Source organism: Zobellia alginiliquefaciens (assembly GCF_029323795.1).
GTDB classification, from domain to species: domain Bacteria; phylum Bacteroidota; class Bacteroidia; order Flavobacteriales; family Flavobacteriaceae; genus Zobellia; species Zobellia alginiliquefaciens.
Genome location: NZ_CP119758.1, coordinates 945,097 through 971,564 on the forward strand (window position 1 = coordinate 945,097; position 26,468 = coordinate 971,564).

At 38.0% G+C, this 26,468-nt stretch carries 27 protein-coding genes; 8 read left to right on the plus strand and 19 right to left on the minus strand.

The window, feature by feature from the left end:
• Nucleotides 1-18 precede the first annotated feature (18 nt).
• Both P0077_RS03870 and P0077_RS03875 read left to right on the plus strand, forming a co-directional pair.
• Nucleotides 19-1,245 (plus strand): 6-phosphofructokinase, encoded by a 1,227-nt coding sequence (locus tag P0077_RS03870; protein ID WP_276167848.1) that lies wholly within the window; start codon nt 19-21, stop codon nt 1,243-1,245.
• 358 nt (nt 1,246-1,603) lie between these two features.
• Nucleotides 1,604-1,765: a DUF1328 family protein gene (locus tag P0077_RS03875; RefSeq protein WP_276167850.1), complete on the plus strand. Its 162-nt coding sequence runs from the start codon at nt 1,604-1,606 to the stop codon at nt 1,763-1,765.
• A gap of 277 nt (nt 1,766-2,042) precedes the next feature.
• Here the strand turns inward: P0077_RS03875 and P0077_RS03880 are convergent, their stop codons facing one another.
• From P0077_RS03880 to P0077_RS03890, 3 genes are all read right to left on the minus strand, one after another.
• A complete protein-coding gene (locus P0077_RS03880; RefSeq protein WP_276167851.1) occupies nt 2,043-2,228 on the minus strand; it encodes a CsbD family protein in 186 nt (61 codons plus the stop codon).
• A 100-nt stretch (nt 2,229-2,328) separates the two neighbouring features.
• Nucleotides 2,329-2,739: an arsenate reductase family protein gene (locus tag P0077_RS03885; RefSeq protein ID WP_276167852.1), complete on the minus strand. Its 411-nt coding sequence runs from the start codon at nt 2,737-2,739 to the stop codon at nt 2,329-2,331.
• Nucleotides 2,740-2,813: 74 nt separating this feature from the next.
• Nucleotides 2,814-4,394, minus strand: coding sequence for a hypothetical protein (locus tag P0077_RS03890; protein ID WP_276167853.1), 1,581 nt, complete (start codon nt 4,392-4,394; stop codon nt 2,814-2,816).
• 189 nt (nt 4,395-4,583) lie between these two features.
• On the opposite strand from P0077_RS03890, the gene P0077_RS03895 reads away from it, so the two are divergent.
• Nucleotides 4,584-5,204 (plus strand): M48 family metalloprotease, encoded by a 621-nt coding sequence (locus P0077_RS03895; RefSeq protein ID WP_276167854.1) that lies wholly within the window; start codon nt 4,584-4,586, stop codon nt 5,202-5,204.
• A 23-nt stretch (nt 5,205-5,227) separates the two neighbouring features.
• Here P0077_RS03895 and P0077_RS03900 read toward each other — a convergent pair whose 3' ends face one another.
• Nucleotides 5,228-6,748 carry a GH3 family acyl-acid amido synthetase gene (locus tag P0077_RS03900; protein ID WP_276167855.1) on the minus strand — a complete coding sequence of 507 codons (1,521 nt, stop codon included), beginning with the start codon at nt 6,746-6,748 and terminating at the stop codon, nt 5,228-5,230.
• Between the two features lie 193 nt (nt 6,749-6,941).
• Between P0077_RS03900 and P0077_RS03905 the strand changes: the two genes are divergently transcribed.
• The gene (locus tag P0077_RS03905; RefSeq protein WP_276167856.1) at nt 6,942-8,327 is read left to right on the plus strand and encodes an exonuclease domain-containing protein; all 1,386 of its coding nucleotides are present in this window, start codon (nt 6,942-6,944) and stop codon (nt 8,325-8,327) included.
• A gap of 335 nt (nt 8,328-8,662) precedes the next feature.
• Here P0077_RS03905 and P0077_RS03910 read toward each other — a convergent pair whose 3' ends face one another.
• Together P0077_RS03910 and P0077_RS03915 are read right to left on the minus strand one after the other, a co-directional pair.
• A complete protein-coding gene (locus tag P0077_RS03910; protein ID WP_276167857.1) occupies nt 8,663-8,791 on the minus strand; it encodes a hypothetical protein in 129 nt (42 codons plus the stop codon).
• 179 nt (nt 8,792-8,970) lie between these two features.
• Entirely contained in the window at nt 8,971-9,570 is a 600-nt protein-coding gene (locus tag P0077_RS03915) for a hypothetical protein (protein WP_276167858.1), read from the minus strand.
• Between the two features lie 313 nt (nt 9,571-9,883).
• Here P0077_RS03915 and P0077_RS03920 point away from each other — a divergent pair, with 313 nt between their 5' ends.
• Together P0077_RS03920 and P0077_RS03925 are read left to right on the plus strand one after the other, a co-directional pair.
• On the plus strand, nt 9,884-10,987 hold the full coding sequence (locus P0077_RS03920; RefSeq protein WP_276167859.1) for a hypothetical protein: 1,104 nt from the start codon (nt 9,884-9,886) through the stop codon (nt 10,985-10,987).
• A 128-nt stretch (nt 10,988-11,115) separates the two neighbouring features.
• A complete protein-coding gene (locus P0077_RS03925; RefSeq protein WP_276167860.1) occupies nt 11,116-11,670 on the plus strand; it encodes an ASCH domain-containing protein in 555 nt (184 codons plus the stop codon).
• Nucleotides 11,671-11,699: 29 nt separating this feature from the next.
• On the opposite strand, the gene P0077_RS03930 is transcribed toward P0077_RS03925, so the two are convergent.
• Entirely contained in the window at nt 11,700-12,386 is a 687-nt protein-coding gene (locus P0077_RS03930) for a response regulator transcription factor (RefSeq protein ID WP_276167861.1), read from the minus strand.
• A 441-nt stretch (nt 12,387-12,827) separates the two neighbouring features.
• Between P0077_RS03930 and P0077_RS03935 the strand changes: the two genes are divergently transcribed.
• Nucleotides 12,828-13,160, plus strand: coding sequence for an ArsR/SmtB family transcription factor (locus tag P0077_RS03935; RefSeq protein ID WP_276167862.1), 333 nt, complete (start codon nt 12,828-12,830; stop codon nt 13,158-13,160).
• Nucleotides 13,161-13,246: 86 nt separating this feature from the next.
• Here P0077_RS03935 and P0077_RS03940 read toward each other — a convergent pair whose 3' ends face one another.
• From P0077_RS03940 to P0077_RS03980, 9 genes are all read right to left on the minus strand, one after another.
• Entirely contained in the window at nt 13,247-14,656 is a 1,410-nt protein-coding gene (locus tag P0077_RS03940) for an MBL fold metallo-hydrolase (protein ID WP_276167863.1), read from the minus strand.
• 120 nt (nt 14,657-14,776) lie between these two features.
• Entirely contained in the window at nt 14,777-16,507 is a 1,731-nt protein-coding gene (locus P0077_RS03945; protein ID WP_276167864.1) for a SulP family inorganic anion transporter, read from the minus strand.
• A gap of 76 nt (nt 16,508-16,583) precedes the next feature.
• Entirely contained in the window at nt 16,584-17,765 is a 1,182-nt protein-coding gene (locus P0077_RS03950) for a cytochrome-c peroxidase (protein WP_276167865.1), read from the minus strand.
• A 103-nt stretch (nt 17,766-17,868) separates the two neighbouring features.
• A complete protein-coding gene (locus P0077_RS03955) occupies nt 17,869-18,729 on the minus strand; it encodes an SDR family oxidoreductase (RefSeq protein WP_276167866.1) in 861 nt (286 codons plus the stop codon).
• A gap of 66 nt (nt 18,730-18,795) precedes the next feature.
• Nucleotides 18,796-19,347 (minus strand): TetR/AcrR family transcriptional regulator, encoded by a 552-nt coding sequence (locus P0077_RS03960; RefSeq protein WP_276167867.1) that lies wholly within the window; start codon nt 19,345-19,347, stop codon nt 18,796-18,798.
• 96 nt (nt 19,348-19,443) lie between these two features.
• A complete protein-coding gene (locus P0077_RS03965) occupies nt 19,444-20,076 on the minus strand; it encodes a Crp/Fnr family transcriptional regulator (protein ID WP_276167868.1) in 633 nt (210 codons plus the stop codon).
• An 11-nt stretch (nt 20,077-20,087) separates the two neighbouring features.
• Complete coding sequence (locus tag P0077_RS03970) at nt 20,088-20,864, minus strand: aldose 1-epimerase (RefSeq protein WP_276167869.1); 777 nt, start codon at nt 20,862-20,864, stop codon at nt 20,088-20,090.
• Nucleotides 20,865-20,922: 58 nt separating this feature from the next.
• Nucleotides 20,923-21,903, minus strand: coding sequence for a PLP-dependent cysteine synthase family protein (locus tag P0077_RS03975; protein WP_276167870.1), 981 nt, complete (start codon nt 21,901-21,903; stop codon nt 20,923-20,925).
• 74 nt (nt 21,904-21,977) lie between these two features.
• Nucleotides 21,978-23,219: an ABC transporter permease gene (locus P0077_RS03980; RefSeq protein WP_276167871.1), complete on the minus strand. Its 1,242-nt coding sequence runs from the start codon at nt 23,217-23,219 to the stop codon at nt 21,978-21,980.
• 3 nt (nt 23,220-23,222) lie between these two features.
• Between P0077_RS03980 and P0077_RS03985 the strand changes: the two genes are divergently transcribed.
• On the plus strand, nt 23,223-24,485 hold the full coding sequence (locus P0077_RS03985) for an exo-beta-N-acetylmuramidase NamZ family protein (RefSeq protein ID WP_276167872.1): 1,263 nt from the start codon (nt 23,223-23,225) through the stop codon (nt 24,483-24,485).
• A 14-nt stretch (nt 24,486-24,499) separates the two neighbouring features.
• Here the strand turns inward: P0077_RS03985 and P0077_RS03990 are convergent, their stop codons facing one another.
• The 3 genes from P0077_RS03990 to P0077_RS04000 are packed head-to-tail and all read right to left on the minus strand — an operon-like array spanning nt 24,500 to nt 26,406.
• Nucleotides 24,500-25,345, minus strand: coding sequence for a sterol desaturase family protein (locus P0077_RS03990; protein ID WP_276167874.1), 846 nt, complete (start codon nt 25,343-25,345; stop codon nt 24,500-24,502).
• Nucleotides 25,346-25,400: 55 nt separating this feature from the next.
• Complete coding sequence (locus P0077_RS03995; RefSeq protein WP_276167875.1) at nt 25,401-25,883, minus strand: GyrI-like domain-containing protein; 483 nt, start codon at nt 25,881-25,883, stop codon at nt 25,401-25,403.
• Between the two features lie 28 nt (nt 25,884-25,911).
• Nucleotides 25,912-26,406, minus strand: a complete 495-nt coding sequence (locus P0077_RS04000) for a YkgJ family cysteine cluster protein (RefSeq protein WP_276167876.1) — start codon at nt 26,404-26,406, stop codon at nt 25,912-25,914.
• Between the last annotated feature and the right edge of the window lie 62 nt (nt 26,407-26,468).

Genomic DNA, 26,468 nt, shown 5'->3' on the forward strand with positions numbered 1-26,468 from the left:
TTTCCAAAACTAAATAAAATGGCTTCGAAAAAATCAATATTGATTATTTGTGGCGGAGGTCCCGCACCAGGCATAAATGCTGTTATCAGCACAGTTGCCAAGATTTTTCTTAAAGATGGGTACCGTGTCCTTGGCCTTCATGAAGGTTTTAAAGGTATATTTTCCGAAGAACCACAAATTAAGGAATTCAACTTCCCACATGCTGATCGTATTTTTAGTCGCGGTGGATCAACGCTTATAATGAGCAGATTTAAACCTAGTGACGAAAAAATAAACACGAAGCTTTTTTCTGATAATAATGTAAAACTATTGGTTAGTATTGGCGGTGATGACACCGCCTCTACAGCCAATAGAATTACAGGGTATTTATCTAAAGAGAATATCTCTATTTCAAATATTCATGTTCCAAAAACTATAGATAATGATTTACCCCTCCCCGACCGAAATCCTACTTTTGGGTTTCACTCTGCAAAGGACGAGGGCGTTCGTATTGGCAACACTACCTATGAAGACGCACGTACCAGTCAAAACTGGTTCGTTATGTCCACTATGGGCCGTTCAGCGGGTCATTTAGCATTCGGTATTGCTACCAGTTGTCATTTCCCAATGATGGTCATTCCAGAAATGTTCAACAATACAGCCATTACTTTTGATAAGGTTGTACGGTTAATTATTTCATCCATCGTAAAGAGAAAAATAAAAAAAATAAATTATGGTGTGGCTTTAGTTAGTGAAGGTGTTTTTCATATTATGCCAGATAGTGAACTAAACCAATGTGGCATTAATTTCACTTATGACGCGCACGGTCACCCAGAACTGGGCAATGTGAGTAAATCTCACATTTTTAATATGCTCGTTCAGGCCAAATTAAAGGAATTGGGCATCCAAGTTAAGAGTAGACCCGTTGAATTGGGCTATGAACTTAGATGTTGCAGGCCCATTGGCTTTGACCTGACACTCTGTACTCTTTTAGGTCTAGGCGTTAAAAAATTATATGATCAAGGTATTAGCGGTTGCATTGTTACAGCCAATTCTCGCGGTGAAGTAACCCCATTATATTTGGAAGAATTACAGGGCGAAGATGGTAAAATAGCCCCTCGTCTAGTTAATATAAATTCAGAATTCGCCCAGCTTTGTTTTCAGAATATGCATTACATTGAAGAAGCGGATTATGAAGCTGCCAAAGCGTATTTCCCTGATCCGGAACAATATGATTTCAACAAAATTTTAGCTGGAGAGGTGTAACCTGAAGTGTACACTGTAAAATACAAGGGAAAACCCCTTGATTTAGCAAGACATCATTCAACCCTAACTCGCTTTTCTTCGGAACGGTGCGTTAGGGTTTTTCTTTGGAGGTTATTCCACTTTCCTATGTTGCATTTTTAACTCCATATTCAAAGAGAGTTTAGTCATGCCACGACAAAAATCTACTTATTTCCTCGTTGACACTAACCGCTATTCTACCGGACCACTTTTCCTTTCAAGGCATTTTTAAATGGTATGCAGTTAAGGCAAACCCCTTAATTATGAGATATTTGCTAAACAAGATACAAACAATACATCTTGTTAATTACAATTTTATTAATCCTAAAAACCAAAAACTATGTTACGTTGGACAGTTATATTTATAGTATTAGCAATCATTGCAGCAGTCTTCGGATTTGGAGGCATTGCAGCTGGAGCAGCTAGTATCGCAAAAGTATTATTCTTTATTTTCATCGTTCTATTTATAATCAGTTTGATTATGGGACGTAAGAAAATTTAGAGTTGCCTTATATATTTGAATTGCAAAAGGATGGCCGTTTTGGCCATCCTTTTTTGTTTCATACCAATCTCCCATGATAATTACGAACCTTTACCTAGCACACAGAACGATATACCATAGATCAATTTGACAAAGAATTCAAATCACCTTTTCTGCTAGCACAGGTATTACCAACTTTGTAAAAGATATATCAGTTTAAAACTTATTTGCCGTCGAATACATAAAAAAAGGCCCGAACATTATAGCTCGAGCCCTTGTGTCTAGATAAGTACTAGAATTACCAATTTGAAATTTCCTCTTTCAACTCTTCTTTTCCTTTACCAACTTTCTCTTGCACCTTACCCAACATTTCGTCAAATCTCCCTTCGGAATAGGTTACGTCGTCATCGGTTAAATTTCCATATTTCTGCTTAAATTGACCCTTTACTTGGTTCCACTTACCTTCTAATTGTTCTTGATTCATTTTCTTTATTTTTTAGATTAAACTTCTTCTATTTATACTTAAAATTAGCCAAGAATACCGACTCGCTGTAATGCAAAACATTCGGTTCTTGACCCAAAAATTATTTGTACGGTTTATCGATTCCCTCACTATCACTGTCCATAAATTTCACAAAATCAGATGGATTTTTAATTGGGATAAAACGATCTCCTTTAATAACCACGGGGTGAGCTAACGTAGATGGTGATTTTTCTAAAATACGCAACCAATCATGCTCGTTCAAATCTACTTTTTTGTTGCCATACTTCTCCCTAAAATCAGGATGCTCTTGGTTGACCAAACTTCCCACAGGTTCGTTCATATTATGGGCTATTTCTGCCCATTGTGTTCCTGTAACCTTCGTTTTTGAGATATCTACGGCCAGAATATCCTCATCGGCAGATTCAACATATGCGTAGGTTTGTTTACCTTCACTAGTTTCTGAATTGTAGTATAACGTTATCTTCTTTTTATCTTTTGATATAACTCCCATATTTTTGTTTTTTTAGTTCGTATTGTAAGAAGGTAAACTACTGCTTATCAACTAAATCGATTAGCTCTATAAAATTATTTTTTTCTCCTTTCATTTTCCCCATTCCCCAGAATAGTGGAGGTTAGCCCACTACTGACATTCAGCCAGAGATAATTGAAAAACGATTTTGTAGGATCCCTTTCCGCGGTAATCCCGCCATAACGATATCCACTTTCATCTGTATTAGACCCGTCGTTCACGAAAATTTTACCAATTGTAGTCAACAATTTATTAATGCCCGAACGGTCTTTCTTTAATACCGAAAACTCAAAATCCTCATATTTCATCTTCATATCCCCAACAGAGGATTTTGCATCGCCACTTATGGTAAAATAAAGCTCTTGTACCTCCCCTTCCGCGCGAACACGCAGATTGGAATCCAAAAAGGAATTTAAGCCCTTAGAATTGAAATTTTTAACCGTACCCGAAGCTGTAAATGCATCGGATTCCTTCTGTACATCAAAAGACCAATTGAGAGTTATGGGTGCTTGATTCATAAGCAACGCTTTGGCCTTTACTTGTGTATCTTCCTTTTTATCGGATAGGTTCTGAACATTCAATATTTTGGCATCTACCTTTGCAAAAACAATCTTACCGGGTTCAGTTTTTCTATTTACACGTTCACTATAAACAATATGGCCATCTTCAATAGCGATCTCAGGAACCTCTATTTGAATAGGTAGTTCTCGTAGTGCCTTGCTGTACAGTTTTTTTCTTACCCAATCATCGGGCAACAATTTATCTCTGTACATTTCAAGATTTGGTCCGGTTAATTTTGCTGGACCCGTGCGCACCCAAAGCTTCTCATTTTTATATCCAAAATCAATAGCTTTAAAATGTACTTTGGGAATTTCCAGATTAATATAATCATGCTCTTTGTGCAAGTGCCAAGACAATTCTGTTTTGTTATATTTCGACTTTAATTTTAAGTCGCTTACTGACAAATTCCCCTCGTTCACATCAACCTTTGCTATGCTCAAAACTTCGTACGCACCTAAATCTACGTAGAGCGATTCTCCAGTAAAATTTAAAGAAGCGTACGTAACGGGAATCTTCGAATTTATAAGTTCAACATCCGTCTTAACATCTTCAATTTCAATATGTACAGAATCCAACTTCATGGCCGTGCTATCACTATCCCTCTTTAGCAACGTAATAGCACCGTTGCTCACTTTTATTTTTCCAATTTGGATAGTTTTCAAGAGCGCAATGTGGTCATTATCTTCTTGTGCGGTATCAGTTTGTTGTTCCTTCAGATAATGTGTGAATTTGGGGGTTTCTATATTTAAATTTTCTACCTGTACCTTATTGTTCACAAGAAAGTGCCAGTAGCCCAGGCCCACAACCTCTAAAGCTTCAATTTGTACTGCCGTATGCCGTACAGAATCTCGTTTTCCTATATCTAATTTTATGGTATGCAACTTTGCCGTACCCATAAGTACGTTTACATCAATATCCTTGTAATCTAATTGAATATGCGGCGGTAATTTGGTATCTAAATAATTTGCGATTGACTTTTTTGCCATTAACTGGCAACCCAGAACTATGACGGCCATAAGGACCAAACAAACGGAAATAATCCGTAATATGATTTTTACTGTTCTGGATGCATGCATTTGTATTTGCTTATAATTTTATTGATAAATACCTAAGAAACTTAAAATTGCCTCTTTAAACCTTAAAATGAGTATGTTTTTAGATATATAATTAACCGGTTAGCATAATCAATTTTAAGGTTCACAACTGTTTTATATATTACTGGCACTATAATAAATGCATACGTGTAAACCCCTAAACTAAAAGGAATGCCCGTTAATTTTACTTACTTTAAACTCATTATAACCTTTATGGCCTTTGTTCAATTAAATGCCCAACATACCGCTCCTGAATCTATTCGTAATGAAGTGGAAGCGGCATTAGCGTTCTATCCGGAACTAAAAGACACACCAATTACTTTTAAAATTATTAAGAATATTAGCCAGTCTACCATGCGGGCACAACCCAAGTTCAACAGCCTTTTTAAGAATAAAAGGAAACGCGCTTATGTTATTTTGATAAGTGAAAAAATAAAAATTTCGGGAAAGGAATTTTTAACCAAAGATGTGCCCAAAGATATTATGGTAGGTTGGTTAGGTCATGAACTAGGTCATGTCATGGACTACCGCGATCGTAGCAACTTAAACCTAATTTGGTTTGGAATCAAATACACATTTTCTGGCTCATATATTAAAGAAGCGGAACGGGCTGCCGATACCTATGCCGTAGCACATGGCATGCACGATTATATCTTACAGACCAAGCGTTTTATACTAGACCATGCAGAAATAGATGAAAAGTATAAAGAACGTATACGTAGATATTACCTCTCTCCGGAGGAAATTATGACTATTGTAGAAGAACTTGAAACCGCCGAAAAAAGCGAGTAAGCGGCTAGATCAATTAGCCTTACCTACAACTCTTTTACAAAAGCTTCCCACTCTTCAAACTTTTCCTCGCCCATTACACGCTCCATTTTTACTTGTCCGCCTTTCTTTTTGTTCCTTCCGTTCCAATCATGAAAAACCGATGGTTGTACTGACACAACTTTTACCCCTTTAAGGGCTTTTGAACGTGCTACTTTATAATTCTTATTCGCCTTTTTTAGTGATTCGTCCAAAGCGTTGGCCAGCGCTTCATCATCTGTTTTGTCTTCCGTACCCAAGTACCAACAATGGTAGAATTCACCATCAATGCGATGTGCACACAGTGTATATTCAGGAATGCGTATTCCGAATTTTTCTTCTAATTCTTGCACACCATCATCCAGTTTATTCACGGAAAGTTGAGAACCAACCGTGTTTAAAAAGAACTTGGTTCTACCGGTTATTTTAATTTCCGCACGCTTTACATCCGTAAATTCTATGGTATCACCAATAAGGTAACGCCAAGCACCTGAAACGGTACTTATAATGAGTACATAATCTTGACCTTCTTTTACTTCGGACAATTTTAAGGCCGGCGCATCATCACTTAAAGAACCATCTTGTTGTATGTATTCCGGCTCAAAGGGTACAAATTCAAAATAGATACCGGAATCCGTAGACAATTGCATGGCATGGGTTTCTGGTCTAGCTTGGAATGCTATAAAACCTTCCGATGCCAAATAGGTATCTATTACCGTAATCGGTTTTCCTAAAAGGGCATTGAAACTCTTCTCATAGGGTCCAAAAGCGACACCACCCGAAGTATATACTTGTAGGTTGGGCCAAATCTCATGAATATTTTTTAATCCGTGATGATCAATTACTTTTTGCAACATCAATTCCATCCAAGAAGGGATTCCGCTTAACGCTCCAATATCCCAATTGGGAGCTTCCTCTGCTATTTTTTGCACACGTTCGTCCCAATCATCAATCTCTGAAATTTCTTCTCCAGGCTTATAATATCCACGGAACCACGTAGGAATGTTACTAGCGCTAATACCACTTATTTCACCTTCTTCGTGACCTTCTACTTTATTCAAATCCGTAGAACTGCCCAACATTAAAATACCAAGCTCAAAGAAATCCGGAGGCAAATCAAAATTGCTTAAGGCAAAAACCTGCTCTACGCCCGTTTTTCTAATGGCTGCGACCATATCATCCGTTACGGGAATTCTTTTGCTCGTCTTTCCCGTAGTACCAGAGCTTAACGCAAAATAATCTGGTGTGCCCGGCCATGTAACATCTTCCTCACCATCATGCAGTTTTTGCCACCACTCTTTATCAATACGATTATAATCAAAATAAGGAACGGACTTTGCAAAAGCATCGGAAGGGCTATTGGACTCTAAAATAGTATCAAATTTATAATGCTTCCCAAAAGCGGTATCCTTCGCCTTTTCCAGCAATTCTTTTAATACGGTCTCCTGTTCTTCTATCGGATTTTTTTCTCCCGATAGTTTATCCCTAACCTCAATAAATCCTTTAATAATATGTCCTATGATTGGCATGTGCGTAGTTTTGGTAAAAATAAAGGTAAAACCGATTCAACTTGTTCTTTATGCAACGATAGGTTAACCCAAATGGGATTCTATTTTTTAAGTCGATATACTTTGGAAATACCCTCTATGCCTCCCATAACGTTAAACTTTTTATTACAGGCGGAAGTTTACGTAATTTTACATTCCAATTCCTCTTCCATATTTGTACAGTATAGTAGACATAGAAACCACCGGAAACGGTATTAAAGGTAATAAGATTACCGAAATTTCTATATTCATATATGACGGTTACGAGATTGTGGACGAGTTTACCTCTTTGGTGAATCCGCAAGCCGAAATACCTTATTTCATTACACGATTAACCGGTATTGATAATGATTTGGTCCGTGATGCGCCTACCCTAGATGAAATTGTAGATGATATCTTAAAAATTACGGAGGGCACTATTTTTGTTGCCCACAGCGTCAATTTTGACTATAACGTAATCAAGAATGAACTGAAGCTTTTAGGGCGTGATTTTATTCGCAAAAAACTATGTACCGTTCGGTTATCACGTAAACTGTTACCCGGCTACCATTCCTATAGTTTGGGCAAGTTATGCTCATCTTTAGACATACCCTTAACGGATAGGCACCGCGCCCGTGGCGATGCACATGCCACTACCCTTTTGTTCAAAAAACTGCTGCGTGCCGAAGGTGCGGACGCAGTATTCAAGTCCTTTTTAAATGCCCGTTCACAGGAGTCTACGTTACCGGCCGCATTGCCAAAAGAAGCTTTTGAAAAATTACCTGCAGCCCCTGGTATTTATTATTTTAAAGATGGAAAAGGCAAAATCATCTACGTAGGCAAGGCCATTAACATCAAAAAACGGGTATTGGGCCATTTTTATGATAAAAAAAACAAGGAAATACAGTTATGTGCAGCAACAGCCGATATAGATTTTGAACTCTCCGGAAGCGAACTGGTAGCACTTTTAATGGAATCACAAGCCATAAAACACCATTACCCGGAATTTAACCGAGCTCAAAAAAGAAAAATACAGCCGTATGGCATATTCAGCTATGAAGACAGAAACGGCATTAAGCATCTGGCTTTTAACAAATTGAAAATGGCACCGAATGCGGTGCTCACCTTATATAATCCAACCGATTGCCGGCTTTTTATTGAAGAAATTTGCAAGAATTTTAGACTGTGCCCAAAATATTGCCATTTACAGGAAAATGTAAAAACCTGTTCCCATTACCGCATAGAAACCTGTGACGGTATCTGTAGGGAGGAGGAAGACGCGGATTCGTACAATGAAAAGGTTCAATTGGCACTTGATCATATCCGAGCGCAAAAAGAAGATTTTGTAATCAAGGAAAAAGGACGAAATACAGAGGAAGAAGCCTTTATTTTGGTTAAAAACAGCTCTTACATGGGTTATGGTTTTGTAAATGATGAAGATACCATAAGCTCAAACCATGAACTGGAAACTTTTCTCATTCCCCAAAACAACACTTTGGAGACCGAAAGTATCATCAAGTCCTATATTAGCAAAAATCCCGGGAAGGTGTTGCTATTGGAGAGCGAGGCCAAAGAACAGTAATTCTTTATTTATTCAGCTTTCTGTACATTAAAATAACGAACAGCAACCATACGCTAAATATGACGATTACAACAGTGGTATATATCCATATAGCATCCATAAGTTTGGTTTCTGGTTAAACAAGATTTGGTGGTTTAAAAGGTCATTCAATTTATAAAACTAAAAAGTTTATTAGCTTGTAATCCAATTCCTACTAAGATAATTAATAACTTGAGAAAATAACCCCAAAGTATTATGATTCCCTTAACATTTGCAAATGTTGCAAGAAAAATGCTTAAACCATGACTTATTCGCAAAAAACGTTAACTTAAATGCACAAAATCAGCCAGATAGGATTATTCTTTTTTACCGCTATTCATAAAAAGTACAATGGTCACCACTAGAGCAACGCATACCGCTGCAAATACACCGATCATAATAATGCCGTTGGCATAGTTAACAAGAGGAAGGTTCTGTGAAATCATAGGTCAATTATTTATAACGTCACAAATCTATTGCAACCCAACCGTCCAAACTATGATAATTGTCAGGGTAGTAGATTTTAAGAAGAAATCAAAATAGTACAGCTGTACATTACATTGCGTTTGATGCTGTTATCAATCATCCGTTTAGTAATTAAACTTATTCCCCTATTTTAGGGTATCTAATTCAGCCTATTTTTTTGATATTTATGAATGAGTTTCCTTGCGCCTTTCAGCATAATCATATGTGAACTTGGATTTATTGAAGGTATGCTTTTATCATCTGGGAAAACGGACTCTTGGTTGGGGAGTGTTTTTCCGTACACTTGAGAAGAAGAAATAAGTTCTCCCGAATTCAAATCATAAATTGCTACGGATACCGAAGCCCTGTTACTGGAGGTCTCTCCTTCAAAGCCAATTGAGCCAGCCCCGTCACTAATTACATTACCCCCTACGTTAATAATGTAATCACAGTCTGTAGCACTCTTTAATTCCACTAGCTCTACGTCCGATAAGTTGAACTTAATTTCAGGAGCTATTAATTTTGACGCTCTTAACGTATGTATCTCAATTAATGAATCGCCCAGTATTTTTTTGAAATCCTCAACCGAGTTGTAATACAATTTGTTATCAAACTTTTTTGAGTTGGATACGGTTCTATTCATAATCCATTTTCCTGTACTGAAATCCAACTCTTTTCCGGTATCAAAAAAGTAATTGTATTTGGCACTACCACAAGAATAAAAGGCACAAACAATAACAAAGAGAGCTAGTTTCTTCATGTAGGATTTTACGTTAAAAATTAAGTAAATGTAATTATTTATTCCATTCAAAATCATAAATGTAAACCGTATAAAATACAGGTTGCTATAGCTCTAAAACATTGAAGTAGTCCCAACGCAGTAAAGAAAACGGAACTTAAAACATAGTTTAACTACACCAATAGCTTAGTTGGCTTTTGCTCGTTCTTAGATAAATTTCTTGACGTAGCGAAGTTATCAGAAATTTCTAGTATTTTTCTAAAGGAATATGATATAACCAAATATTATTATTTGGCTTTATGTAAATAAATCATCTAAAATTAAATCCGAAAATTTGCAAAAGACATTAAGGAAACCTGAAAATTGGCAATATTTCGAGAGTTTATGCAAAAAACTCTGGGGAGAATTATGGGAAATCCCTCATAAAATCAAAAAGAACGGGCGTTTGGGGCAACCTCAAAATGGAGTTGACATTTATGGAATTCCTAAAAGTGAAAATGGCTATTGTGGAATTCAATGTAAAGGAAAAAATGACGATTATTTGAATTCAAAATTAACCAATTTAGAAATTGACGAGGAAATTAAAAAAGCCAAAACTTTCTCACCAAAATTAGAAGTGTTCATTATAGCAACAACTCAAAGTAAAGATATTGGAATCGAACAATACGTTAGAGAAAAAGACATCAAGAACAGAGAAAATGGAAGCTTTGAGATTATACTATTATGTTGGGAAGATATAGTCGATTTGATTGAAGAAAATAGAGAAACTCTAAATTGGTATTTAGGAATAAACAATTTTAGAGATAAATATGATTTTGAAGTTGTTTTCCAAAACGGAACGAACAAAATATCCATAAAACCTAAGTTCTTAAAATCAATAACTAAATACAAAACCATTCATCCTAATTTGGAAGTTCCTAAACACATGAAAATAATGATTCCAAAAATCCCGATGATGTTCGAATCAAACGAGATAAATCGCAGTTGGTGTTCGTTAAAAATTTCATTAAAAAATATCGGAAATGTAGTTCTTGAGGACTGGTATGTAAAATTAAAACTTAATAAAGCAAGGAAAATAAGCGATGACTTTAATGTTTCATTGTTGTTAAATGAACAGACAAAACAAATGATGTATGATAATAGAACACTTTGGGGATATGATGACACAAAAGAATTTTCGTATGAACCTGTAAACAAAGAACCTCTTATTCAAAAATCAGGTAGAACATTTACAATATATTTCATACCGGAATTTGACCAAAAGACACTAAAAATTACTTGGGAACTTCTCGCTAGGGATTTTGACAAAACTGGTCTTTTAGAAATTGAATTAGAACCTGAATTCAAAGAGGAAATTAATTACATAAAAATTGACAAAAAGCTAAATTCTAAAGAGGACAAAATAGAGATTAAAGAATTGATTGAAGATAATGAATAACGAAAACGGTTTACACCTTTTTTACTAACTCTAAAGAAGTACCTCCTATTAGAGGTTGTCAAAAATTTCTAGTACTTTTCATTCAGTAAAAGAGTAAATAACATTACCAAACCAAATCCGAAAACACAATGAAACACCTCATCCTAATTACATTTCTCGTTCTCACTGGCTGTAGAACCGAAACCAAAGCTCAGGCGGAATTAACGGTAGACCCATCGGTTCAGGAAATGTGGGAGGGTTTTATAACATCCCATCCAGAGTTCAAGGACGAGGAACAACCGGAATCCTGGTTTTTTCATAATAATGAAGCAGACGCAAACCGTTTGGCCAAATTGGTCCTAAAAGGAAAAAAGCAAGCAGGTTCAGGTCTCTACGCTTGGTATGAAGAAGCCAATGCAGATTTGCCTTCCGTAGGCACCCAGCACATCATCACCAATTTTGACGGAAAAGCACAAGCCATAATTGAAGTAACAAAAGTAGATACCATTTCCTTTAACCAAATTTCCGAAGCTTATGCCACTCTGGATATGGGAACAACAGAAGAACCACTAAAGAAATGGAAAAAAGCCCATTGGGATTTCTTTTCTAGCGCAATGAAAGAAAGTGGAAAAAAACCAACCGAAGACATGCTTATTGTTTGCGAATGGTTTGAAACCATCTGGCCAACATTAAAACAAGACTAGAATAGAGACTAAAACCTTAAACTCAGGAGCTAGGCAACGGTTTCAAATTTATAGCCAACCCCACTCATAGTCTTTAAATGTGCCTCCCCTATTTTCTTCCGCAGCTTGGTAATGTGTACATCAACGGTTCTACTACTCACATCGTTCCCGCCCCAAATCTGATGAAGAATTTCATTTCTTTTGAATACTTTATTCGGACTTGAAGCAAGCAAAGCTAAAAGCTCAAACTCTTTTCTTGGCAAGACCATTTTACTCCCTTTGGTAGAAACCGCATATTCATCCCTGTTTATGGTTAGTCCGTTTACTTTAAAAACCACCTCTTCCGGAATTTCATCCATACGTCTTCTCAAAAGAGCTTTGATTTTAGCCACAATGAGTTTTTGCTTAATAGGCTTACTGATAAAATCGTCCGCCCCAGCTTCAAAGGCTGCCAACTGTGTAAATAATTCGTTTCTTGTACTTAAGAAAACAATTAGGGTGTTTTTTAATTCGTAATCCTTACGTAGCTGTTCACAGGTTTCTACACCATCCATACCCGTCATTACAATATCCAACAAGATAAGATCTGGAATGGTTTTTTTTGTCTTTGCTATGGCTTCCTCCCCATTATGGGCAATGGTAACGTTAAAGCCCTCCGTTGTTAGGTGGCCTCCAAATGTTTCAAGAAACTTCTCGTCGTTGTCAACAAGTAAAATTTTAATTTTCCTCTTGATCATATCTGAAAAATTTATTCATTTGTGAAATCCTTGGTAAACGTCTACTAGGCTATCATCCCCTTCTTTTTCATCCATTCCGGAAAAGCCTCCAAAAAACATTGTAATATCGCAATTATACAATACTTTAAGTCGAAAAAATGCCTCAAATTTATTCTTTGAGTTCAATGAAGACCCAAAGATGTTTTGCTTATACATTCTGTTATTGCAATATTACAATAATATCTATCTTAATTTATAAAATCTGAAAAATAAATCTCCGTTAAGGTTCAATTAGCACTGTAGACACATGGATAGAATACACATACAAAACCACACCACCGGGATTATTTTCCTTTTCACCCGTCAACTAAATGATTCAAAATCACATTTTTCTATTCGTACTTACCGGTCCAACTAGCTCTTCCTCCCATTTTTATTGTATTTTCGCAAAAAAGAATTGAGTTGGGCCTAATTAAAAGTGAAATTTTCTCCGAAAGTCAAAACGAACTGGCATCTATTGCCAAAGTGTTTGCAAACCCTGCCCGGATTGCCATTTTGCAATACCTATTTAATACCGACTCCTGTATCTGCGGTGATTTGGTAGATGAAATAGGACTCGCCCAACCTACGGTTTCGCAACATTTGAAGGAGTTAAGGAATATGGGACTTATTAAAGGGGAGGTAGAAGGAAGAAATGTCTGCTATTGTATAGACGCCGATAACTGGAGCGCCATGAAAGCGAAATTCATGCCCTTTTTAGACCTGGAGCCCAAACAAATGGACGGCAACTGCTAAACTTCTTTCTTCAAAACCTCTGCGTAGGGGTACAAAAAAACCATTGCCTTTTTCAAAACAATGGTCTTTTAAATCTCTGATAAAATTTATAAAGTGGTTGGACAAACATAGTCCGTTGCAGGAACTTCTGCTTTCTTAAGGGCTCCAAAACCACCTCCTATATCAATTAAATTATGAAAGCCCCGGCTTTTTAAAATAGACTCTGCTATCACGGAACGGTATCCACCTGCGCAGTGCACCAAGAAAGTTTTATCTTTTGGAAACTCCTTTAGATACTCATTAAGTCCATCTAGCGGCGTATTCACCGCATCTATTACGTGTTCGGAAAGGAATTCGCTTTCCTTACGCACATCAAAAACCTCAGCTTCTTTATTCTCTATTTTGGATTTTGCTTCTTCCGCAGTTATTGAGGTAATGGTATCAAAATCTTTTCCCGACTTTTTCCAAGCATCAAATCCGCCTTTTAATATTCCAATCGTGGCATCAAAGCCCACACGGGATAAGCGCGTTACCGCTTCTTCTTCCATGCCTTCTGGTGTTACCAACAAAAGAGGTTGTTTGGTATCCGCTATTAATGCACCTACCCACGGAGCAAAATCGCCATTAAGGCCAATAAATATAGACCTTGGGATATGTCCTTCTATAAAATCCTTTTGATGCCTGACATCTAAAACCACAGCCCCTGTTTCATTGGCCATAGCTTCAAAAGCTTCTGGATCTAATTCTGTTGTTCCACGATCTAAAACATCGGCTATATCTTCATATCCTTCTTTGTTCATCTTAACATTTAAAGGGAAGTATTTTGGTGGCGGAAGCAGACCGTCCGTAACTTCTTTTATGAACTCTTCTTTGGTCATATCCGCACGCAGCGCGTAGTTCATTTTCTTTTGGTTGCCCAAGGTATCTACGGTTTCCTTCATCATGTTCTTACCACATGCCGAACCTGCTCCGTGTGCCGGATACACAATTATATCATCGGCCAATGGCATGATTTTATTCCGCAGACTATCGAACAAAATACCTGCCAAATCTTCTTGGGTCATACTTGCCGCTTTTTGAGCCAAATCCGGTCTGCCTACGTCTCCCAAAAACAAAGTGTCACCAGAGAAAATAGCGTGGTCTTTTCCGTTTTCGTCTTTCAACAAGTAGGTAGTACTTTCCATAGTGTGCCCCGGGGTATGCAATGCCGTAATGGTGATATCACCCAGCTTAAACTCTTGCCCGTCCGTAGCAATCAAAGCATCAAAAGAAGGATTTGCATTTGGTCCGTACACAATCTCAGCTCCTGTTTCCTTAGCAAGTGTTACGTGACCACTCACAAAATCCGCATGAAAATGCGTTTCAAAAATATACTTGATCTTCGCCCCTGCTTTTTCCGCTCTTTCAAGGTAGGGATGTACTTCACGAAGCGGATCAATTATAGCTACCTCACCTTTACTTTCAATATAATATGCGCCCTGTGCCAGGCATCCGGTATATATCTGTTCTATCTTCATAATCACTTTTTTTATTCCCGATAGGGGAAATTATATGCTTTTCATAAATCTTCCTATAAAAGGAAGCTGGGTACTATCTTCACTCAAAATTAAAGCAATTCCATAAATCATAGCGTAACATTAGTTACGGTTCAGGCGACTTTGGTATGCCACTTTCTCGCTCAATACGGACAAAGGCGTCATGTTATCAAAATAATCTACCGCTTCTTTGGTCTGTACAAACAAATATTGCTTGCGCAAGGCCTCTATAATTCCACTGCTAAAAATGGTATCCCTAGTAGGGCCTGTGGCGCCGGAAATATAAAATTGCAATCCTCTTTCATGTAGCTCATCTATAACCCTAATGAGCATTTGCGCTGCGCTGGAGTCGACATAACTTATGGCCTCCGCATTCAGTATCACCCCTTTTAGTTTATCGCCTTTGGCATCTACATTTTTAAAAAGTTCTTTTTTGAAAAAGTTCTTATTCCCAAAATACAATTGCGAATCAAAGCGAACAATAAGCAAATCGTCCCGAACCAAAACGTTTTGCCCGAATCTATCTATATTTTTGTAATAATCAGAACCGTCTATTCTACCTAAAACCGCAAAATGAGGCTTTGAACTTTTATATACCATCAACAACAAGGACAATAAAACCCCAACTAAAATACCCTCAGAAATTCCCGCAAAAAGAGTTACTAAAAATGTAACGATCAACACAAAAAGTTCGTCTTTACGGTACTGCCATAGACTTTTGGGATACGCAACATCAATTAACCCATATACCGAAACCATAATAATACTTGCCAAAACTGCATTGGGCAAATAATAGAACAAAGGAGTCAAGAACAACAAAGTAACCGCAACTACCAAAGCGCTAAATATTAAAGCTATAGGAGTTTTTGCACCCGCCTGACTATTGATTGCGGACCGGGAAAAACTACCTGTTACTACGTACGACTGAAATAAAGACCCTAACATATTAGAGCTTCCCAATGCAATGAGTTCCTTATTGGCATCTATGGTCTCCTCCCCGGTCTGTTCTTCCATGGATTTCCCAATGGAAATAGCCTCTAAATAACCTATCAATGCCATGGTTACCGCAATGGGTGCCAATTCTATGATACTATCCAATTGTAATGCAGGAAGCTTAAAAGAAGGCAAACCCGTAGGAATCTCACCTACTATATGCACCCCTACAGTGGATAATTGTAAAAAATAGACCAATAGAATACCTATTATAACCACAAAGAGCACGCCCGGTATGCGTTTATTCCATTTCTTTAACCCTACGATAATCAGAATGCCTATAAAGCCGATAGCAAAATCATATAGGTTGGTCTGTCCCAACTTTTCAAAGGCGTTCATCAGCAGTATATCAAACCGATTGCTACGGGCTATGTCCACTCCCAAAAGATGCTTCAGCTGACTGAACATAATAATTAACGCTGCCGCGGAAGTAAAACCACTTATGACCGGTTTCGATAAGAAATTTACCAAAAAACCCATCCTAAGAACCCCTAAAATGAGTTGTACGGCACCTACGGAAAATGCCAAAAGCAGTGCCATAGTAATATAATTGTCCGTAGAAGTAATAGCTAACGTACCCAAACCTGCCGCTACCAAAAGGGAATCCATTGCCACGGGACCAACGGCCAACTGCCTAGAGGTACCAAAAAATGTGTACACAATCATTGGAACCAAGGAAGCGTAAAGGCCAAAAACGGGGGGCAGACCGGCGATCATGGCGTAGGCCATTCCTTGGGGTATAAGAATAATGCCAACGGTTAGTCCGGCTATAAGGTCTTTGGAAAACCAACTCTTATTATAGTCTGTAATCCAATCCAAAAAAGGAAGAATTCTTCGCATGGGACAAATGTACCATTAAATCTAAAATGGCTGTGTTACCTGTGTTACACCAATGTAAAGAAACCAAAATAAAATGTTATTGGATATTACCACCTACAGACAGACCACTGGGCACACTTTCCGGTAAGCTCTTATCAAAATCAGTATCGTTAAGTGTATTTAAAAATGAAATAATCTGAGACATTTCCTTTACGGATAGATCCAGTTCACGTACAAAGGGATCGTACCGCTGAACGGGAACGTGCTCATTTCGTTCTTTTCCATTGGCAATATCCTCATAAAACTCCAATACCTTTTTAAGGGTAGTTAAACTGCCGTTGTGCATATAAGGAGGTGTAAAACGTAAATTCCGAAGTGTGGGTGTTCGAAAAGCGAAGGTATCCTTAACACCTGCATCCGGCTGTTCCAATTTATCGTTCTCGGGCGTTCCCAGAACATGCATTTTATAATCTGAAAACATGGGACCGTTATGACAATTTACACACCCAACGGATTTAAAAAGTTCAAAACCTTCTTTCTCCGAAATTAATATGGCATCCTGATCGCCCCTCATATATTGATCAAACCGGGAATTGTTGGTCACCAAAGATCTTTCAAAAGCAGCAATAGCCTTGGCTAAGTTTTCTACTGTTACTGCATTGGGTTCATCAAAAGCCTCAGCAAATAACTTTTGATATTCGGGAATATCTTTCACACGATCTACAACGGTCTGGAGGATACTGTCTTCGGCAATACCATGCCCGCGCATTTCCTCAAAAGCCTTTATAGGCTCCAACGCCTGTTTTTCAAGACTTTTTACACGGTCGTCCCAAAACATGGTGGCCTCAGAAGGCTCATAATTACCAAAAGCATCCATACCGTTGTATGCCGAATTGATAATAGTTGGGGCATTTCTTTTTACAAAGGGAATGTCATTGGGCGCATTAAATTTACGCTTACTGCCCAAACCATTGGCATTAGGTCCCATGCTAATATCCAAAAACTCTGCATACCCATTATCCGGGTGATGACAGGTGGCACAGGCCACATCTTTATTTCCCGAAAGAATAGGGTCGTAAAAAAGCAACTTGCCCAATGCCTCCTTTTCAGGTGTAGACGGGTTATCCTTGGGAGATTTCACCGTCTTAGGCAAGGCTGTATACGTAGTTACGACCCTAGTTATGTCTGCTGTACTATCTTTCTTTTTCTCTGTATTGGCGCAATTAACGAATAGCACGGCTATTACCAATTGAATTCCTATTTTGACTATTCTACACATAAAATGTTCGCACAACGAGAACAGTAAAAATAAACAATATAAGAGAGTATTTATACGATAATCGTCAGTTTACCATGTTAAAAAGGACATATTCTTATCAAAACTATAGAAAACTACTTTTTACCTGAGCAACCAATTTAGTTCCATCCGGGTCAGCAGAAGTTTTTAATTCACATAATTCTTCCGCCCATTGAGAGGTACGGATTCTCATAGGTGGGTTATCATTTTGAGCAACTTTGAGAATAACTTCCGCTACTTCACGGCCTGTTTGATAAACCTGTACTTCAGACTCTTCAGCTCTTTTCTGATTGCCTTCTAAATAAGCTTGAAAAATTGGCAAATATTCTCCCGAAGCCAATTGGCCGTCCGTTGTGGTTTTCTCCACTGCAGAACTCATAAACTCAGTTGATATGCCACCTGGTTCTACATTGCTAATATTGATATTAAAAGCATCGGTAACATAACTTGCCAAGCCTTCGGCGAAACCTTCAATGGCAAATTTAGCACCACAATACAGCTCGTTAAAAGGCTGCCCTACCAAACCGCCAACCGAAGTAATATTTATAATCTGACCTGCTCGCTGCTTGCGCATATACGGTAACACGGCCTGTGTACAGAATACGGTACCTAAATAATTAACCTCGGTCACCCATCTAATTTCATCTTCTGATGACTGTTCAGTAGTTTTTGCAAAACCGGCACCAGCATTGTTTACCAAAACGTCTATTCTGCCGTCCTTGTCTATAATAGTTTCCACAGCAGATTTAATGGATGCGGTTTTAGTTACATCAAGTTCTAGAATCTCTATGTCCAAATCATTTTGGGTCATTTGTTCTTTGAGGGCATCCGCCTTTTTGAGGTTTCTCATAGTTGCATACACCTTGAATCCATTTTCCGCAAAAAGCAATGCACTTTGAAACCCTACTCCTGTTGATGTTCCTGTAATTAAAACGTTTCTTTTCATTTTTGTAAAATTATATTGATATTTGAATTGGAATGAACATTCACTCCAATTTATGATTAAATTTTTTTAGCCTTTTATTCCGTCCCAAACCATATTCACCTGATTTTGAATAGAATTTGACGGTACGCTCACCTGTGAGTGATACCATCTTAAATAGGACACCACTGCCCCGCCCATGAATTGAATTAGCTCGTCCGTTTCTATATCCTTTATGATGAGTAATTCTTTTCCTTTATTAAGCAAGTCGTAGACCGGAAGTACCGTTGCCAAACCCTTATTCTTACTTTCCTCGGTAATAATAGGAGAAGCCCTAATTTGCTCCATAAACTTAAAATACTGGGCATTCTCAATAAAAAAGATAATTATATCCTTAAAATACCCTTCAAATTGGGATTTAATAGGCTGCGTTGCATCAAAATCAGGGAAAGCGGTATTTTCCTGTTCTTTAATGGTTACATATAGTTCATTGATCAATTCATCTTTAGTGGGGAAATAATTATAAATCGTTCCCATACCCGTTCCGGCATTTTTTGCAATGGCGGACATGGGCGTATTATGTACCCCATTTTCTACCAAAAGTTCCAAAGCGGACCGTAAGATGCTCTCTTTCTTATTCACAGGGCAAATGTATTCTTTTTGGAGTGTTCATTCCAAATATTTAACTAAATTTTAAATTAAGAGGTTTTTGCTCTTCGGTAGGTTGTTGAGAAATATTTATAGATCTACCACTTTGATTCGGTTGCGCTGCATCTCTATTTTTCCTTCCTTTTCCAGTTTTTTCAATAACCTTGAAATCACGACTCTAGAAGTATTCAGATCGTACGCAATATCCAGATGCGTAGTCTGTACAAATTCATCATGGTTTACCATAGCCTTATCCTGAAGGTGTTTTAGTAGTCTTTCATCCATCCGCAGAAATGCCAAGGTATCTACCGTTTCCAACAGCTCCGTCATCCGGGTATGGTAACTATCTAAAATAAACTGCCGCCATGTAGCGTATTTTGCCATCCAAACCTCCATCTTCTCCACAGGAATCATAATAAGTTCGGTATCACTTTCGGCAACGGCCCGTATTTCACTTTTATGGGTACCTACGCAACATGAGAAGGTCATCGCACAAGTATCTCCCCTTTCTAAAAAATATAGCAACAGTTCGTCTCCGTTCTCATCTTCGCGTAGAATCTTAATGGCACCACTCAGTAATAACGGCATATGCGATATGGTCTCGCCAATATCCATAATTATGGTGCCCTGCTGGAATTTTTTCAATAATCCAACAGCTTGCATTTCTTCTAAGAGCGCATCCTCAAAGAGATAGCCATAGTTTTGTAAAAGTCCTTCTTTCATATCTCTGCAGCTTACATGGCACTAATGAAAACCTTAAATTCCCTATCAGTATCTTTCAAGTATTCAAAACCTTCATGAAGTTTTGTCTGCTCTACCGCATACGGATAAAAAGTAATAGGCTCTATACAGACCATATTAGGCACTTCCGTCCACAACATAAAATTACCAAAGCCCTCTGTACGGATACGAAGTTCTTTCTGGTCCTTAAGATAGATTTCAGAACATTCAGGAACTTGCAAAGCCCTGCTCCCAACATCTATAATTTCTTGAAGTGTGATTTCTTTTTCGCCCGCAACCACTACAGGGCCATCAGAATATAATTTAAATGCCGGGTGATAGCCCAACATGAATGGCATATCTCGTTCTCCTGAAACTGTAAACTTTACCCCTAGTCCGTTATCCGATAGGCTAAAAGTTTTTTTAAATCCAAAATCATACGTCCAGAATAACCATTCCTTGTTTGATTTATTCGGAAATTTTGAATTTTTTATCCGAGTTCGGGCCGTATATTTTTTTTCCAATACAACTTCAGTATCGGTTTTAGAAACTACATCATACTCCATTTCACGCAAAAAACCGTGCTGATCCTGTATGGCAATATCCCTTGGCGTTTGCACCTGAAACTTAGCATCGGCCGTAGGCCCAATAATCGGGAACATTTCCGTATCCGAACTGCGCCAACCCGGACTACCTTTTTGATGGATATACTCGTAGCCATCTACGGTATAACTTACCAACTCACCCTTATCAATATTTACTTTTTGATTCTCAAAATTAAGTTCTATCATCTCACTATATTTTGTAGCTCTTTAAAAGAAGTCGTTTTTCCTATACGGTCTTACAAAACTAATCTAAAAACCCTTTTTCCCGCATCCAATCGTCATTATACATTTTAGCCACATACCTACTACCGTGGTCATGAAACAACACCACAACTACGTCATCTTTCTTAAAGTGTTCTTTTAATTGCAGCACCCCTTTTATGGCCGCTCCTGCAGAATTCCCTAAAAACATAGCTTCTTCTTTTGCCAAACGCTGTGTGTAAACAGCTGCATCCTTATCGGTTACTTTGGTAAAGCCATCAATAATATCAAAGTTGACGTTCTTTGGCAGAATATCTTCACCAATACCTTCTGTGATATAAGGATAGATTTCCTTTTCATCAAAAACACCCGTTTCATGGTATTTTTTAAACACGGAACCATAGGTATCTACACCCCAAATTTTAATATTCGGGTTCTTTTCCTTTAAAAACTTACCCACTCCAGAAATAGTTCCTCCGGTACCAACACCAACAACAAAATGAGTGATTTGCCCTCCGGTCTGCTCCCAAATTTCCGGCCCCGTACTTAAATAGTGCGCCTTTGCATTGCTAGGATTGTCATATTGGTTTACATACCACGCATTAGGAATTTCCTTGGCCAATCTTTTTGCCGTTGAGTAATAGCTTCTGGGATCACTAGGGGCAACATCTGTAGGGCAAACATGAACCTCGCTCCCCATAGCTTTTAGAATATCTATTTTTTCTTTGGACTGTTTATCACTGATTACACAAACCAGCCGATAGTCTTTTACCGTAGCTGCCAGGGCCAGCCCCATTCCTGTATTACCGGAAGTACCTTCTACAATAGTTCCTCCTGGTTTTAATATTCCAGAAGCTTCCGCATCCTCTATCATTTGCAAGGCCATGCGGTCCTTTACCGAATTACCCGGGTTAAAAGTTTCATACTTGGCCAAAACAACACATGATAAATTAGACGTGAGTTTATTCACCTTAACCAATGGCGTGTTACCTATAGTTTCAAGAATATTTTCGGCATATTTCATAAATGGACAGTTCTTTCTCAAGGAAAAATACGAAGAACCTTTCACATATAAAAAGAAGGTGTTCTCCTGTCTATCTATTCAAACTTAATTGCCTTTACAGGAGTAATTTTAGTGATGATGTAGGAGGGAACCAACAGCATAAGAACACAGAGAATAAGCACACCTATATTCAAAGCTAATACGGTAATAAAATCTATATGTACCGGCACATATTCTATGTAATATTCTTTAGGATTTGGGAACTTCAATACCTGAAATTTGTCCTGAATAAAGATAGCTCCAAGCCCAATGGCATTACCCCAAAGAAGACCAATACCTATAAGATAACTGGCGTTATACAAGAAGACTTTACGAATACTCCAATTGGCGGAACCCAATGCCTTAAGGATGCCTATCATCTGTGTACGCTCTAAAATAAGTACAAGTAAGGCCGTAATCATATTAAAACCACTTACAATAATGACTATGCCAATGATGAGAATGATATTAAAATCAAAGAGACTGATCCATTCAAAAATCTTGTAGTATTTATTTACAATGGTCTGCGTATCTAACGTGGATACCGTTTTGCCATATATTTCCTTACTTTTTTCGTCTATGTCATCAAAATTGTTCAGGAAAATTTCAAAATTACCGACTTGGTCACTTTCCCACTTGTTCATGCGTTGAATGTGCCGTATATCCGTAAACAGGTAAAGTCCGTCAAATTCTTCAAAACCACTATCGTAAAGTCCGGTTATTTTAAATTTTCGTTGGTTGGGCAGTTTTGAAACATCACCATCCTTTAGAAAAAAAGCATAAAACGTATCTCCGGTTTTAAGGTGTAACCTGTTGGCCATTAACTCGGACATGAGCACCTCTTCATTTAAATCACCTAAATAATTAGGAAGTTCCCCTTCTACCAAATACTCTTCAAAAGCAGCCCACTTATAGTCACTGCCAACCCCTTTGGCAATAATACCTTCAAAGGTAGTTTCAGTTCTAATAATCCCCGCCTTACTGGCTACGGCCTGCACATGGTCAATACCATCTACCCCTTTAAATTCCGGGTAAAACTCCTGATTTAGGGAAACCGGCATGACCGATACATCAGAAGCGTTATTGTCATAACTAGATACTTGAATGTGGCCATTAAATGCCGCTACTTTCTCGCGAATCTTATGCTTAAGCCCCACACCTGTAGATATCGCAACGAGCATCATCACGACTCCCAACGCAATAGCTGCAATTGCTATTTTTATTATTGGAGCGGAAATACTAATTTTATGCGCCTCGCCTTTGATGAGCCGCTTGGCCAAAAAATATTCAAAATTCAATCTATGGCGTTTTTAAACTGTCTCAAAAGTACATTTTTCATTTGGTTTTTGCTCCTTGTAGCATGCGGAAACCCCGCTAAAAAGGATAAATCTACTGCAAATCCTACTTTAGCGGTCAATGATACCATTGTTGAAAAGCCTATTGTTGTTGCCGCCAACAGAACTAACGCCTACATACCTTTATTGAAAGACAAAAAAGTGGGCGTTGTTGGAAATCAGACGACCATTATTTTTAAGCCTTCGGCGGAGGATATAAATTTACCTAGTTCTTACGTTCACTTGGTAGACTCCTTATTGTCTTTGCAGGTTGATATTAAAAAGGTATTCGCTCCCGAACACGGATTTAGAGGTGTTGTGGATGCCGGCGAAAAGGTGAAAGACGGAGTTGATAGTAAAACAGGACTTCCGCTTATTTCTTTATATGGAAAAAACAGAAAACCCACTGCTGAACAGTTAAAAGACATTGATGTTGTTCTTTTTGATATTCAAGATGTGGGCGTTAGGTTCTATACCTACATAGCCACATTACAATTGGTGATGGAAGCTTGCGCCGAACAAAACATACCTTTAATTGTATTGGACCGCCCTAACCCCAATGCTCACTATATTGATGGTCCAACCATGGAAAAGGCACACACCAGTTTTCTGGGAATGACCCAAATACCCTTGGTCTATGGAATGACCATTGGCGAATATGCCCAAATGATAAACGAAGAAAAATGGATTGACGGCAACAAAAAAGCCGACTTAACAGTGATTCCGCTAGAAAACTGGACACATGAATCCGAGTATAGTTTACCTGTTCGCCCTTCGCCTAATTTGCCAAACGATATATCTATAAACCTCTACCCTAGTCTAGGTCTTTTTGAAGGCACCAATGTGAATGCCGGACGAGGTACTGAAATACAATTTCAATGTTATGGTGCTTCTTTCTTAGACAGCACCCAATATAGTTTCAGGTATACCCCAATGCCTAATTTTGGTTCAAAATCCCCAAAAGAGAACGGAAAAATCTGCTTCGGCAAGGATTTATCTGAAATTCCTAGAATGAGCGAAGTATCCGTACAATGGCTTATAGACGCCTATACCAACTCCGAGGACAAATCCAAAGTATTCATCACAAGCGGATTTACAAAACATGCAGGCACACAAAAACTTCAGAAACAAATAGAAAACGGAGATACCGAGGAAACCATTAAAGAAGGCTGGCAAGCAGACCTAACCCAGTTTAAAGAGGTTAGAGAGAAGTACCTGCTATATCCATAGATCAAAAAAGAATACTAATCCAGCTCCAGAGTTTCCGGTGCGGTCGCTTTTCTATATTTGTGAAAGGGTTGTTTTAGCAAACCTTTTATGCTTGCATTTTCAACCTCATCAGGAAAAGTATCTACCCCGTAAACGATACTCTCCCTATCAAACTTCATAAAAGTTCCAAAAAGACGGTCCCAAATGGAAAAGATATTTCCGTAATTACTATCCGTATAAGGTAGTTTATAATGATGGTGTACTTTATGCATGTCCGGCGAAACAATTACCCAACTGAGTACCTCATCTAATTTTCGCGGCATTTTTATGTTGGCATGGTTAAACTGTGTTGCAATCAACGAAAGTGATTGGTATAGCATAACTATACCTATTGGAGTACCAACTAACAAAACCCCCACCAAAGTAAACACAAAACGAATCATGCTTTCCAAAGGGTGATGGCGGTTGGCGGTAGTAGTATCTACATTATGATCGGTATGGTGTACCAAATGCACCCTCCACAACAATTTTACTTTGTGCTCTACTAAATGTGCAGTGTACGCCCCTATCAAATCCAAGAGTAATAACCCTATGAGAACATAAAGCCACAAGGGCATTTCCGGCAACCAATTAATAATTCCAAACTGTTCTATCACTGTAAAATCCGCCGTTTTCAACAATAGAAAAGCCAAGGCAAAATTTACAATAATGGTAGTGAAAGTAAAGAATAGATTAGGCAATGCATGTCTCCACTTTTTATAGTTAAAGGCCACCAATGGCACGATTCCTTCCAACAACCAAAAAAAAGTAATACCACATACCAAAATCAGCGAACGGTGAGCAGATGGTATAGTTTCAAAATAATTTATTACGGATTCCATATTTTAAATATAGAAAAATTAAACTATTCTAAAATATTAAATCGATTTTCAGCAACTACTTTAATTTTACCGGAATCCACACCTCTTCTTCGGAGTCGGGATGGTCGTTTTTGTATTTCGCACCTAAAACCTCAAAACTAGGTCTCTGGTCCAACTGGTAATCAGAATTGGGCAACCATTCTCCATAAATAAAATTCATGGTACTTTTAAATTCACTAGAAAGCCCTTTATGAATAAATACCGCATACAGCCCCTCTGGTAAATCTAGCGTTTTGAAATCTCCTGTATACGTTTGATATGCATCCACCTCTATAGCCGCCCATTTTTGAAACTCCGTATGTGGCCCAAAACTTGCATCTGGCATAGTTTCATACACCTGAACAGAGTACAGATCCGAACCGATTGCATTTGTAATATGCCTTTTCAAGGGCATAAAACCACTCCATAATTCAACCGTACGATTATCGGCCAACGACATTTTTAAAGAATGGCCAACTAATTTTTTCGCTGCAAGTGTTTCTATTCTTGGTTCCTTCATTTGCAATTATTTTGATACATCAAAAAATTTAATTCCCTATAGCCTTCTTCATTTTCTCCACAATATTAAATGCAGCAGGGCAGATAGCGACGTTCTTTAAGGTCAAGTTAGAAATCTGTTGAAACTTTTTACGGTCCGTATGCGGAAACTCACGGCATGCCTTTGGCCGTACGTCATAGATAGAGCAATAGTTATCCGCTCCCAAAAACGTACAGGGTACTTGTTGAAGAACATAATCGTTTTCCTCGTCTATCCGTAAATACTGCTCAATAAACTTTTGTGGTTTAAGCCTAAAGAATTTAGCAATGCGCTCCACATCAGCATTCGTAAACAACGGCCCTGTTGTTTTGCAGCAGTTGGCACACTCCAAACAATCCGTTCGCTCAAATTCTTCATCATGTAATTCTTGCATTACATAATCCAAATTTTTGGGTGGCCGCTTCTTCAGCTTTGTAAAAAACTTACGGTTCTCGTTGTGTTTTTCCTTCGCTTTTTTTGGAAGTTCTTTTAAAATTTGCTCCATTCTTCTAAAAATCTGCCCAAAACTAAACAAGAAATACTTAAAAAGTCCAATTTTGCCAAAAC

Bases quoted from the DNA above. Each gene is read 5' to 3' on its own strand.
- P0077_RS03965 (WP_276167868.1), bottom strand. From the start codon at position 20,076: ATGAAAGAAGGACTTTTACAAAACTATGGCTATCTCTTTGAGGATGCG.
- P0077_RS03970 (WP_276167869.1), bottom strand. From the start codon at position 20,864: ATGATAGAACTTAATTTTGAGAATCAAAAAGTAAATATTGATAAGGGT.
- P0077_RS03940 (WP_276167863.1), bottom strand. From the start codon at position 14,656: ATGAAGATAGAACAGATATATACCGGATGCCTGGCACAGGGCGCATAT.
- P0077_RS03955 (WP_276167866.1), bottom strand. From the start codon at position 18,729: ATGAAAAGAAACGTTTTAATTACAGGAACATCAACAGGAGTAGGGTTT.
- P0077_RS03930 (WP_276167861.1), bottom strand. From the start codon at position 12,386: ATGATCAAGAGGAAAATTAAAATTTTACTTGTTGACAACGACGAGAAG.
- P0077_RS03900 (WP_276167855.1), bottom strand. From the start codon at position 6,748: ATGCCAATCATAGGACATATTATTAAAGGATTTATTGAGGTTAGGGAT.
- P0077_RS04000 (WP_276167876.1), bottom strand. From the start codon at position 26,406: ATGGAGCAAATTTTAAAAGAACTTCCAAAAAAAGCGAAGGAAAAACAC.
- P0077_RS03895 (WP_276167854.1), top strand. From the start codon at position 4,584: ATGCCCGTTAATTTTACTTACTTTAAACTCATTATAACCTTTATGGCC.
- P0077_RS03870 (WP_276167848.1), top strand. From the start codon at position 19: ATGGCTTCGAAAAAATCAATATTGATTATTTGTGGCGGAGGTCCCGCA.
- P0077_RS03945 (WP_276167864.1), bottom strand. From the start codon at position 16,507: ATGCGAAGAATTCTTCCTTTTTTGGATTGGATTACAGACTATAATAAG.
- P0077_RS03880 (WP_276167851.1), bottom strand. From the start codon at position 2,228: ATGAATCAAGAACAATTAGAAGGTAAGTGGAACCAAGTAAAGGGTCAA.
- P0077_RS03950 (WP_276167865.1), bottom strand. From the start codon at position 17,765: ATGTGTAGAATAGTCAAAATAGGAATTCAATTGGTAATAGCCGTGCTA.
- P0077_RS03885 (WP_276167852.1), bottom strand. From the start codon at position 2,739: ATGGGAGTTATATCAAAAGATAAAAAGAAGATAACGTTATACTACAAT.
- P0077_RS03925 (WP_276167860.1), top strand. From the start codon at position 11,116: ATGAAACACCTCATCCTAATTACATTTCTCGTTCTCACTGGCTGTAGA.
- P0077_RS03890 (WP_276167853.1), bottom strand. From the start codon at position 4,394: ATGCATGCATCCAGAACAGTAAAAATCATATTACGGATTATTTCCGTT.
- P0077_RS03875 (WP_276167850.1), top strand. From the start codon at position 1,604: ATGTTACGTTGGACAGTTATATTTATAGTATTAGCAATCATTGCAGCA.
- P0077_RS03985 (WP_276167872.1), top strand. From the start codon at position 23,223: ATGGCGTTTTTAAACTGTCTCAAAAGTACATTTTTCATTTGGTTTTTG.
- P0077_RS03915 (WP_276167858.1), bottom strand. From the start codon at position 9,570: ATGAAGAAACTAGCTCTCTTTGTTATTGTTTGTGCCTTTTATTCTTGT.
- P0077_RS03975 (WP_276167870.1), bottom strand. From the start codon at position 21,903: ATGAAATATGCCGAAAATATTCTTGAAACTATAGGTAACACGCCATTG.
- P0077_RS03910 (WP_276167857.1), bottom strand. From the start codon at position 8,791: ATGATTTCACAGAACCTTCCTCTTGTTAACTATGCCAACGGCATTATT.
- P0077_RS03995 (WP_276167875.1), bottom strand. From the start codon at position 25,883: ATGAAGGAACCAAGAATAGAAACACTTGCAGCGAAAAAATTAGTTGGC.
- P0077_RS03990 (WP_276167874.1), bottom strand. From the start codon at position 25,345: ATGGAATCCGTAATAAATTATTTTGAAACTATACCATCTGCTCACCGT.